Source organism: Acidiphilium sp. PM (assembly GCF_000219295.1).
GTDB lineage: Bacteria > Pseudomonadota > Alphaproteobacteria > Acetobacterales > Acetobacteraceae > Acidiphilium > Acidiphilium multivorum.
Map to the genome: position 1 here is coordinate 1 of NZ_AFPR01000619.1, position 9,664 is coordinate 9,664.

Here is a 9,664-nt window from a genome sequence, read left to right on the forward strand (position 1 = left end):
TGACCGGGCATTGCGTCAGGCGGTTGAAGGCATCCGGGGACACAACCAGCACCGGCCGATGGCCGCGCTGCTCGTGTCCTGCCGTCGGCTCAAGATCGACCAGGTAGATATCGCCGCGATTCATCAAATCAGTTCTTTTCCGACTGCCGGGGCGTCGATCCATTCGCGTTGTTCGGCCGGCAGCGGATACGTGCCGGCCGCTTCGGCTTCGGCGAGCAGTTCGGACATGATGTAGTGCGGCCTAGCCCTCGGCTCGACCACCAGGCGGCCGTTATCGACGGTCAGGCCGACCTTGGCGCCGGGTGCCAGGTGCAGCACATCGAGCAGCGCGGGCGGCACGGCCAACATGATGGAGCCGCCGACCTTGCGCAGGTTTGTGGTGTGCATAGGAATCTCCTTTTAATTATACTAAAATATAACATTTGCGACTACCCTTGCAAGCCAAATCCTGCTTGGCTGTCCACAAATCCATAGGGCGTCCTGGGGATGCTTCCATCCATCCCCAGGCCGGTTGGGGGAGATTGTGGGCAGGCACTGCCTACCCTTACGATTAGTATTGTTTTAATATCCAAACAGAACTAATATATAATGCACATAACAGCCAAAGGTAGCCCATATGATTTTAACCGTAGGCAATACCAAGGGAGGCGTCGGCAAGACCACGTTGGCCGTGCAGCTCGCCATCTCCCGCGCGATGGCTGGGCGTGACGTGTGGCTGATCGACGGCGACCGCCAGGGAACGGCAGCGGCGGCCATTGCCGCCCGCTCCGAAGCCGGCAGAAAGCCGGGCATCGCGTGCGCGCAGTATGCAGACGGCAAGGAGTTGCGCGGCCAGGTGCAGCAGCAGCGCGATAAATGGCAGGACATCATCATTGATGCCGGCGGCCGTGACTCGACGGCCTTGCGTGCGGCACTGATTCTGTCCGATGTGCTGCTGGTGCCCTTTGCCCCTCGCTCCTACGACGTGTGGGCACTGGATGACATGGCCTCACTGGTCGACGAAGCGAATAGCGTTCGCGACGGATTGCAATGCTTTGCCGTGATGAACCAGGCCGATCCTGGCGAGCACTCGGCCGACAACGCCGAGGCAGCGGCAGCCGTCGCAGAAGTTCCGCAGTTCGCCTACCTGCCGGTGCCGATCCGGCGCCGCAAGGCTTTCAGTAATGCCGGCGGCGCTGGCCTGGCCGTGGCTGAGCTGGCCCCGCGCGACCCCAAAGCCTGCGCCGAACTAGAAGCATTGGTTTCATCACTTTTTAATATCCATACGCACTCCTAAAAGGAGCCTATAGCATGGCAATCCAACGTAAGCCCAAGACGACGCCGGCCGCGCAAGCGGCGGCCGTGGATGCTTTTGTATCCGGTGCCCCGGACGCCGCCCACGCGGCGCCGACCGCCGGCGCCTACAACAAGGGCGTGGCGAAAGGGAACAAGCGGCAGATCAGCCTTACCATCGCCCCCGATTTGCTGCGCCGCGTGGACGAGATCGCCAAGCGCACCGGACAGGGCAGGGCTGGCATCATCAACATGGCCATTTATCGCGCTATAGAAGGAGATGTTTTCAAGTGAAAAAAATATTAAAAGAATATTCATATAATCAACCGAGTTGGAGGATGTATGGTAGAAAAGGGTAAGGGCACGAGACTGATGAAAGTCGGCATTGGCAAACGCGCGACACCACGTCCCCGGACCTACCTGACCATTGGCTACGACGACAAGGATTGGGCCAAGCGGCATGGCGCACGATGGGATAAGGAGCGCAAGCGTTGGTATGTCCTAGGCGAAGTGTCCGAAATGCTGCTGCCCTACATAGACTCCTTGATGGGTGGTCAGTCCCTCAAGGAAGTTCCTGAGGAAGAAAGCCAGGAGGCGAGAGCGAGATCCACTGCGGCACGGGCCAAACCGCTATTGCGAACTCCCCCGCCTGACGATGCGCAGGCCGATTTTTTCGTGCCGGGCGTGTGGGACGTGGCTGCCAAGGACAATCGCGGCATCATGGATGTGGCCGTGTTCCGGCTATCGAAAAAGTACCCGCGCGCCAACTCGGTGATGACACACAACCTACCGGATGGCGGTCATGTGCGTGTGGCCAGCGGACCTGATGGTATGGCTTCCATATGGGATTACGACATCGTGCTGATGGGTGTTTCTCACCTCACGGAAGCCATGAACCGCTATCGTGCTGGTCTGGGCGAAAAGCCAGGCCGTTCGTTCCGGCCACATGTCTCGGAAATCCTAAAATTCTGCCGCCAGTCAGATGGAGGGCGGCAATATGAAGCGGTGGAAGCCGCCTTACGGCGGCTCAAGCAAACCACCGTGGAGATTGTGCGTCGGCAGCGGGGTAAGGATGGACGCCCGCTCCGGGTGACTGAAGGTGCTGGCCTCATCAACGATTACAAGGCCGTGTCGCATGAGGATTCCGGCCGCGTCACGTCCGTGGAAATAGAGCTGCCGAAATGGCTCTATGCCGCTGTCGTCGAGGCTGAACATCCCGAAGTGCTGACGATGCACCCGAACTACTTCCTGATGACGCCTGGTCTCGGCCGCTTTGTCTATCGCCTAGCCCGTGTGGCTGCCGGTAAGGGTGAGGCCCGGTGGTCCTTCCGATTGATCCATGAACGCAGCGGGAGCCCAGATGCTTTCAAGAAATCCAGTGCTGCAATACGCGAACTCATCAAGGCCAACGAACTGCCCGAATACGATCTTGCGGAGGAACCAGGCCAAGATGGCCCCATTCTTGTTATGCGCTTCCGAGGCAGTTTCCCAACGCCCTCCACCGAGACAGCGGGTCCTTAAAAGACGGACTTCGGGCTGAGCTGGCAGCCGAGTCGGGCGCATACATAGGCTGCATGCGCTGTAGGTGCCTCAGACCTGTGGATACGCCGTCTTTTAAGGACCTACGGCCGTCCATTAAGGACTGAAGCCCCGTCCATTAAGGACCAAAGGCCGTCTTTTAAGGACCGAGCGCTTTCGTAACGCATTGATTTACAAAGTAAAATCGCCATTTTTTTAGGCTAAAACCCTTAAAACTAATATATAAAACCCTTAAAACGTCCCGGAATGTGGATAACTCCCGTCTATTGCCCACCAAGCCACGGATCTTCAAAGGTCCGCACCGCCTCTTTGGGGCTACGCCCCCGCCGGTGCGCGCCCTATGGAGCCCCGGCACCCCCTGCTCGTCGCTTCGCGCCTACGCTCAGATCAATGGTCACGCCCTATGGGCGTGAAGTATCTGCTCAACGCAGGGGCGCTGCCCCTGCACCCCGTTCTCGCCGAAGGGCAGGTGTCCAGCCCAGCGGGCTTCGCCCTTGTCCTGGACACCACCCGATAGGCTACAGGCCGCTCCAAGACGTCAAGGACCGGCTCCGCCTGCCGTCCTCGCCCGTTCGGTGCTCGCCCTGCAGGCTGCGCTCCGCTGCGGCCTCCGGGCGGCTCCTTGACCCCTCTCCGCAGCCAGAAAACCAAAGTGGCATTGATACAAGAAAGGCTTTTGTAGTAACGTTTATACTATTGCTGATTGACGCCGACAGCAGGAGTGCCGCACATGACCATCACCACCATATCCAGCAGGGAGTTCAATCAGGACACCAGCCGGGCCAAAAAAGCCGCTTCAGAAGGTCCGGTCTTCATCACTGACCGCGGCAAACCCGCACACGTCCTGCTCAGCATCGAGGAATACCGCCGCATCACAGGCAAACGCCGCAGCATTGCGGATGCTCTGGCCATGCCGGGCCTTGCCGATATCGAATTTGACCCGCCTCGCGTCACCATTGGCCTGCGCCCCGCCGATTTCTCCTGATGTTCATCCTCGATACCAATGTCGTCTCCGAACTCCGCAAGGTGCGCTTGGGTAAGGCGCACCCACAGGTGACCATCTGGGCCGACAGCGTAGACGCCAAAACCCTCTACATCTCGGCTATCACTATCCTCGAAATCGAGATCGGCATCCTGCAAATCGAGCGGAAAGACCCTGACCAAGGGGATTTGCTGCGCGCCTGGCTGGAAAAGCAGGTGTTGCCCGAGTTCGAAGGGCGCATTTTCCCGGTGGATACGGCCGTCGCCCGGCACTGCGCGACCTTGCATGTTCCTGATCCTCACGCCGAACGGGATGCACTCATCGCCGCGACAGCGTTGGTCCATGGCATGACCATCGTCACCCGCAACGTCGCGGACTTTCACACAACCGGCGTAACGCTCCTCAATCCATGGGAGGCTTCCCAGGAGCAGGAACACTGAAATCCAAACCGGCATCCCCCCGGATGAGGGGGACGAATTGTCGGAAGCAAGAACAGATCACTGCTGAGTGATATTACGCCTCGGCCTTCCGGGGTTCTGGAATTGTTGCCGGTGCGCCGGTTTTACCGTTCAGCAGATTGGCGAAGAGAGCCTTGTCGTCTTCGCGGGTAAGGAAGCCTGGAAGCTCGCGTCGAAGCCAGTTGGCGAGGCGTTCAGAGAATTCCGCATCGCCGTTGTGTTCAAGACGGTCAAGCACCAGCGCGCCGATGAGGATTTTACGGCGAGTGTCTCTGGCACGATCCTGCTTTGCCAACCGTGCCTTGAGAGTCTTGGCACGGGCTTCAAGCTGGGCAATCTGCTGTTCAATGGGTTTGCGAGCCATGGGTTTCCTCGGTTCTGTCGTGATCGGCGGCAGTGGCGTTTCGATATGCCTTGTCCTGCATCTCCCGTAGGCAATTCGGGCATAGGCAATGCGCTGCGTCATCCGTTGGCAGCGGTGTAACGGTCGGCAGTTTAGTGCACCAGCAACTGTCATCATTCTGGCAGATCATTGGCGCCTGGCAACGTGGACAAATCGATTGCATCGATCGGAATATCGCCGGTTCTTGCTGAAACTTCCAGTATGTGTCTGAACTAGCCATCAATATCGAGCATAGAAGTGCAGAAGCCATAAAAGTGTTTGGCATAAAATATCCCGCCAATTTGACGCTAGGAATCACGAAAAGCGAAACGAAGTAGAGCTTTAAGTGCGCACTTACGAGTTGCTGCACAACTCAGCGCGGAGTAAGGTGGGTGCGGAATGGCGATCTACCATCTGAGCATGAAGCCTGTGGCTCGTGGCTCCGGTCGCAGTGCGGTCGCAGCTGCTGCGTATCGCGCGGCCGATCGTCTTGAGAATATGCGCGATGGGATGGTGCATGACTTTGGCCGGCGTCATGGGGTGGAGCATGCAGAGATTATTCTCCCCAATGACACCGTAGCGGCAGACGGTACCGTTGTGCATGGCGCCGGTCCTGAATGGGCGCGTGACCGATCAGCGTTGTGGAATGCTGCGGAATTGGCGGAGAGACGCAAGGATGCGCGGGTCGCCCGCGAAATCGAGGTTGCGCTCCCGCACGAGCTGTCGGCGGAGCAGCGGCTGGCACTGACGCGGGATTTTGCTCAGGCTCTGGCCCGGCAGTATGGGGTTGCGGTGGATTTTGCGATCCATGCACCCCACGGTCATACCGATGTCCGCAACCACCATGCGCATATCCTGCTGACCACACGACGTGTGGTGACCGGGCGTGACGAGGCGGGGCGCTGGATCGGGGCCATGCCGGCCGGTTCCCTGGGCGAGAAATCCGAACTCGAGCTTGAGAACAAGAAGTTGCAGGCGCTTGGCCTGCCGACTTCGCATGAGCAGCTTCGGGATATTCGCTCCGGCTGGGAGCAGCGGACGAACGAGCATCTGGCGCGTGCGGGGCTGGATGTACGGATCGATCACCGTTCGCATCAGGAGCGGGGGCTGGAGATCGAACCGACACAGCACATGGGCGTGCATGCCACGCAAATGGAGCGGCGTGGCAAGGCCGTATCGCGGGTTCGGATCGATGAGGAGGCCGCGAAGCGCAACGCCGCGCTGATCCGGGAGCGGCCGGACCAGGTGCTGACGCTCATCACGGGCGAGAAGAGCGTATTCGATCGTCACGATGTGGCGCGCGCGCTGCACCGCTATATCGGCGATGCCGATGCGTTCCAGGCGGCGTTTGCAACAGTGATGGCGTCGCCTGCTCTGGTGGAATTGCGGGCCGAGCAGCGCGACGAGCGTGGGCGGGTGTTCGAGCAGGCGCGCTATTCGACGCGGGAGATGGTCGGCATCGAGCGCGATATGGCGATTAGCGCCGATCGTATGGCGGATGGGCGCGGGTTCGGTGTCGCTGGCCGGCGCGTGGAGGCGGCAGTCAGTGCGCGACCGTTCCTGGCCGAAGAACAGCGGGCCGCCATCGAGCATGTATGCCGGCCGGAGCGCATCTCTGCGGTGGTGGGGCTTGCCGGTGCGGGGAAGAGCACGATGCTCGCGGCGGCCCGCGAGGCGTGGGTTGCGCAAGGCTACCGGGTGCATGGGGCGGCGCTGGCGGGCAAGGCGGCCGAAGGGCTGGAGGAGTCGGCTGGCATTGCCTCGCGCACGCTGGCCTCATGGGAGCGGGGCTGGGAACGAGGGTTCGACCGGCTCGGGCCGCGCGATGTGCTGGTGATCGATGAGGCCGGCATGGTCGGCTCGAAGCAGCTTTCCCGGTTCATCACCGAGGCGGACCGGGCAGGCGCCAAGATCGTGCTGGTGGGGGATCCCGAGCAGCTGCAGCCGATCGGGCCGGGGGCGGCGTTCCGTGCGGTGGCTGAGCGGATCGGCTTTGTTGACCTGGCGGAAATCCGCCGGCAGCACGAGGGCTGGCAGCGGGCGGCGTCGGTGGCGTTCGGGCGGCACCAGACAGAGGAGGGTTTGCGCGCCTATGCCGAGCGCGATGCTGTCCGGTTCGAGGCAACCGCGGCGGATGCGCGGGCGGCGATCGTGCGGGATGTGCTGGCCGATATGGAGGCGCGGCCGGATGGCTCTCGCCTGGTGCTGGCGCACCGCAACGCGGACGTGCGGGAGCTCAACGAGGCGATCCGGACGGTTCGGCGCGAGCGGGGCGAGCTGGCGGACGAGCGTGTTTATCGCACGACCGAGGGCGAGCGGGCCTTTGCGCCGGGGGATCGGCTGCTGTTCCGGGAGAACAACCGCGAGCTGGGCGTAAAGAACGGGATGCTGGGCACGGTGGCGTTGGCAGAGGACGACCGCCTTCTGGTGCGGCTGGATTCTCCCTCCGGGCCTGGGCGAGGTCGGGCCGTGTCGATCTCGATGGCGGATTATGCTGCCGTGGATCACGGCTATGCCACCACCATTCACAAGGCGCAGGGTGCGACGGTGGACCGGGCCTATGTGCTGGCCTCGGGGACGATGGACCGGCATCTGACCTACGTGGCGATGACGCGGCACCGGGACGGGGTGACGCTCTACGCCGATCGGGCGGAATTCAGCAACGTGGCCGCCCTGTCGGCGCGGCTGTCCCGATCCCAGGCCAAGGAAACCACGCTGGATTACGACCAGGCTGCCTATGCCCAGCGGCGTGGAGTCGAGGTGCGGCCGCGGGAGGTGGTGGCGGCGCGCGAGATCGAGGCGGGGCGTGCCGGGTTCCGGGCACGGTTCGAGGCACATCGGCAACACCAGGCGGCTGAGGCGGCGCGCAACGAGGAAGCACACGGCCTGGTGCGGGAGTGGACGCGACTATCGGAGACCTACACCAAGGCGCTGCCGGGGCTGGAAACTGATCCCACTCTGGCCGGGCAGACGCGGGCGGCGTTGCTGGGATTTGCCCGGACACTGGATCGTCATTCCGAAGCGGCGCAGCGGCTGCGGGCGCGTGGCCATGACTTTGGGTTGAAGGAGGGATCGACGCTGGTGCAGGTGCTGGCGTCGCCGGACGCCGGGAAGGCCATTGAGCGGCTGATGGCGGGTGCTGAGGAGCGGATGCGCGGTCATCTGGCGCGTGAAGCCGAGCGGGCGGCCGTCCGGAAACAGCAGGAAAGATCCGTGTCGCGGGGTCGTGGGATGTCGATGTGAGTGGTGCGGAAGAACGGCTCTACGGGCTGATGGAGATCGCCGAGCAGCAGCAGGCTGCGGTGCAGCGGGCGCTGGACGGCCTTGCCGAGGAGCGGGCGGCGCTGGCGCAGGAGCGGCGGAAACTGGCGGACGAAGCCTCGAGTCTCGAAGAGCGGGTGCGCGAAGCGGTCGGCGCCGCGGTGACAACGGCGCTGGAGCAGGTAGGCAAGGAAGGTGTGGCGACGGTCCGGAAAGCGACCAAGCCGATGCTGGAGGATCTGGCCGGGCTGGCGGGCGGCATGGCGGTTGCCGAGGAGGCGCTGCGCCGGATCGTGGCCTGGGCGAGCTGGCGGCTACTGGGGTGGATCGTGGCCCTGACCGTCGGGCTGATGCTGTTCGGCTGGCTGAGCAGCACAGCCGTTGTCTGGTGGGACCGCACTACAGTCAGCCAGCTACGGGGCGAAATCGCCATGTTGCAGGCCAATCATGCCGCTTGGGTGAAGGCGGGAATGCTCGACAAGATCACCCGATGTGGCCCAAACAGGCTTCCTTGTGTCGCCATCAACCCCGATGCCGTAAAATACGGAAACAGCGGCGATTACCGTGTCCTCAAGGGATATTGAGGGGACGTTTGCGGGAGGGGGTGATCTGCCCCTAAGTGGTCCGGGATCTGTTTTAGATTTTGCATCAAGGACGACTGGGATGGCGGAATCACAAACCGGAAGAGATCTTCGTTACCGTTCTCGCGTCGAGTTTCACCGATGCTGAGGCGACCTGGACCATTTGGCTGTCTGATCAGAAATTTAGCCTACGTCAGGTAGGAATGAACTACGCCGATCAGCTCTTCGGCAGCGTGAGCTCGATCCGTCTCCTGCTGCTTTGGATCGACGATATGCTGGCGAATGTGGTGCTCGATCACGGTACCTATGAACCCGTCCAACGCGCCACGGCATGCCGTTGCCTGCTGTAACAGCGCCGTGCATCGGGCATCATCCTCCAACGCCGTCTGCATCGCTTCCACCTGACCGCGGATGCGGCTGAGCCGATTTACTAGTTTACGCTTTTCTTTGTCGGTGTATTGCATCGCCTCTTGACCATATACCCAGTGGGGGTATATGGCAAAAATCACCGCGAAATGCGAATTTCGGCGGTTTTGATCAACCCGCCTTGCCAAGGACCCCATGAAACCGCGATCGACCAGCCAGCCTTCGGAGGACGATAGTAAGTACTTTTCGCTTGCTGTCGGGTTCCCCATGGGAGGGATGATTGCCTGGGCCGGATATACGGCTGGAGTGATGCGCGCGTTGCGTTGAACCCCACCTATCCCTCCCGGGTTGCAGCCAATGCTGACCAGGAAGAGGGATCGATATGATCTTCCACAGAAAACGATCAAATCGGCAGCTTTTGCCGATCAGGAACGTAGCGCCACCCGACGGGACATTTCTGCGCCGTCGGGTTGTCACCTATTGGCGCCCAGACGGTTCGAGGCCGCTCGTGACCCATTGGAAGGTGGTTGCCGGCGAAGCGCCCAGCTGAACCGACCCGGATCAGCGCTGGCTTTCACCCATTCCGCCTCACACTCGCCGCCCCGGAGACATGCCATGTCCGCCGAAACCAATATCCTGATCTCGCCCGAAGCCGCCCGCATAACCTTTCCCGAGGGCCTTGAAGCGCGGTTGCGCGACCGACTGCGCATTCAGCGCCTGCGCACCGGCAAGCGTAGCCTGCGCAACCGTATTGCCCTGGGTCTTGCGTTGGTCGGTCCAGGCCTGCTGGTCATGCTGGGCGACAACGATGCCGGTGGTGTCG

Annotated in this window: 12 protein-coding genes and 1 pseudogene; 8 read left to right on the forward strand and 5 right to left on the reverse strand. The window is 61.7% G+C overall.

Features of this window, described 5'->3' with window-relative positions; all coding sequences use genetic code 11:
- Together APM_RS19575 and APM_RS19580 are read right to left on the reverse strand one after the other, a co-directional pair.
- Positions 1-124, reverse strand: a 124-nt coding sequence (locus APM_RS19575) for a type II toxin-antitoxin system PemK/MazF family toxin (RefSeq protein ID WP_039889405.1), incomplete at its 3' end; no start/stop codon positions are given.
- On the reverse strand, positions 124-387 hold the full coding sequence (locus tag APM_RS19580) for an AbrB/MazE/SpoVT family DNA-binding domain-containing protein (protein WP_007425124.1): 264 nt from the start codon (positions 385-387) through the stop codon (positions 124-126). The genes APM_RS19580 and APM_RS19575, both read right to left, overlap by 1 nt.
- 229 nt (positions 388-616) lie before the next feature.
- On the opposite strand from APM_RS19580, the gene APM_RS19585 reads away from it, so the two are divergent.
- From APM_RS19585 to APM_RS19605, 5 genes are all read left to right on the forward strand, one after another.
- Positions 617-1,276: an AAA family ATPase gene (locus tag APM_RS19585; RefSeq protein WP_007425125.1), complete on the forward strand. Its 660-nt coding sequence runs from the start codon at positions 617-619 to the stop codon at positions 1,274-1,276.
- Positions 1,277-1,290: 14 nt separating this feature from the next.
- Positions 1,291-1,566 (forward strand): hypothetical protein, encoded by a 276-nt coding sequence (locus APM_RS19590; RefSeq protein ID WP_007425126.1) that lies wholly within the window; start codon positions 1,291-1,293, stop codon positions 1,564-1,566.
- Positions 1,567-1,644: 78 nt separating this feature from the next.
- Positions 1,645-2,793 (forward strand): replication initiator protein A, encoded by a 1,149-nt coding sequence (locus APM_RS19595; protein ID WP_039889409.1) that lies wholly within the window; start codon positions 1,645-1,647, stop codon positions 2,791-2,793.
- 748 nt (positions 2,794-3,541) lie between these two features.
- Positions 3,542-3,796: a type II toxin-antitoxin system Phd/YefM family antitoxin gene (locus APM_RS19600; RefSeq protein ID WP_007425128.1), complete on the forward strand. Its 255-nt coding sequence runs from the start codon at positions 3,542-3,544 to the stop codon at positions 3,794-3,796.
- Positions 3,796-4,233, forward strand: a complete 438-nt coding sequence (locus tag APM_RS19605) for a type II toxin-antitoxin system VapC family toxin (protein WP_007425129.1) — start codon at positions 3,796-3,798, stop codon at positions 4,231-4,233. The genes APM_RS19600 and APM_RS19605 overlap by 1 nt, the downstream gene beginning before the upstream one ends.
- A 73-nt stretch (positions 4,234-4,306) precedes the next feature.
- Here the strand turns inward: APM_RS19605 and APM_RS19610 are convergent, their stop codons facing one another.
- Together APM_RS19610 and APM_RS23220 are read right to left on the reverse strand one after the other, a co-directional pair.
- On the reverse strand, positions 4,307-4,615 hold the full coding sequence (locus tag APM_RS19610) for a hypothetical protein (protein WP_039889406.1): 309 nt from the start codon (positions 4,613-4,615) through the stop codon (positions 4,307-4,309).
- Positions 4,596-4,919 (reverse strand): cysteine-rich CWC family protein, encoded by a 324-nt coding sequence (locus APM_RS23220; RefSeq protein WP_371259421.1) that lies wholly within the window; start codon positions 4,917-4,919, stop codon positions 4,596-4,598. The genes APM_RS19610 and APM_RS23220 overlap by 20 nt, the downstream gene beginning before the upstream one ends.
- Before the next feature lie 113 nt (positions 4,920-5,032).
- On the opposite strand from APM_RS23220, the gene traA reads away from it, so the two are divergent.
- Together traA and APM_RS19620 are read left to right on the forward strand one after the other, a co-directional pair.
- Entirely contained in the window at positions 5,033-7,876 is a 2,844-nt protein-coding gene (gene traA, locus APM_RS19615; RefSeq protein ID WP_039889407.1) for a Ti-type conjugative transfer relaxase TraA, read from the forward strand.
- Entirely contained in the window at positions 7,873-8,478 is a 606-nt protein-coding gene (locus APM_RS19620; protein ID WP_007425132.1) for a hypothetical protein, read from the forward strand. The genes traA and APM_RS19620 overlap by 4 nt, the downstream gene beginning before the upstream one ends.
- Before the next feature lie 185 nt (positions 8,479-8,663).
- On the opposite strand, the gene APM_RS21120 is transcribed toward APM_RS19620, so the two are convergent.
- Entirely contained in the window at positions 8,664-8,939 is a 276-nt protein-coding gene (locus APM_RS21120; RefSeq protein ID WP_083818738.1) for a metal/formaldehyde-sensitive transcriptional repressor, read from the reverse strand.
- Between the two features lie 517 nt (positions 8,940-9,456).
- Here APM_RS21120 and APM_RS21125 point away from each other — a divergent pair.
- A pseudogene (locus APM_RS21125) lies at positions 9,457-9,664 on the forward strand (divalent metal cation transporter); the annotation flags it as partial.

Bases quoted from the DNA above. Each gene is read 5' to 3' on its own strand.
- APM_RS23220 (WP_371259421.1), bottom strand. From the start codon at position 4,919: ATGCCAAACACTTTTATGGCTTCTGCACTTCTATGCTCGATATTGATG.
- traA (WP_039889407.1), top strand. From the start codon at position 5,033: ATGGCGATCTACCATCTGAGCATGAAGCCTGTGGCTCGTGGCTCCGGT.
- APM_RS19580 (WP_007425124.1), bottom strand. From the start codon at position 387: ATGCACACCACAAACCTGCGCAAGGTCGGCGGCTCCATCATGTTGGCC.
- APM_RS19605 (WP_007425129.1), top strand. From the start codon at position 3,796: ATGTTCATCCTCGATACCAATGTCGTCTCCGAACTCCGCAAGGTGCGC.
- APM_RS19595 (WP_039889409.1), top strand. From the start codon at position 1,645: ATGAAAGTCGGCATTGGCAAACGCGCGACACCACGTCCCCGGACCTAC.
- APM_RS19590 (WP_007425126.1), top strand. From the start codon at position 1,291: ATGGCAATCCAACGTAAGCCCAAGACGACGCCGGCCGCGCAAGCGGCG.
- APM_RS21120 (WP_083818738.1), bottom strand. From the start codon at position 8,939: ATGCAATACACCGACAAAGAAAAGCGTAAACTAGTAAATCGGCTCAGC.
- APM_RS19610 (WP_039889406.1), bottom strand. From the start codon at position 4,615: ATGGCTCGCAAACCCATTGAACAGCAGATTGCCCAGCTTGAAGCCCGT.
- APM_RS19600 (WP_007425128.1), top strand. From the start codon at position 3,542: ATGACCATCACCACCATATCCAGCAGGGAGTTCAATCAGGACACCAGC.
- APM_RS19585 (WP_007425125.1), top strand. From the start codon at position 617: ATGATTTTAACCGTAGGCAATACCAAGGGAGGCGTCGGCAAGACCACG.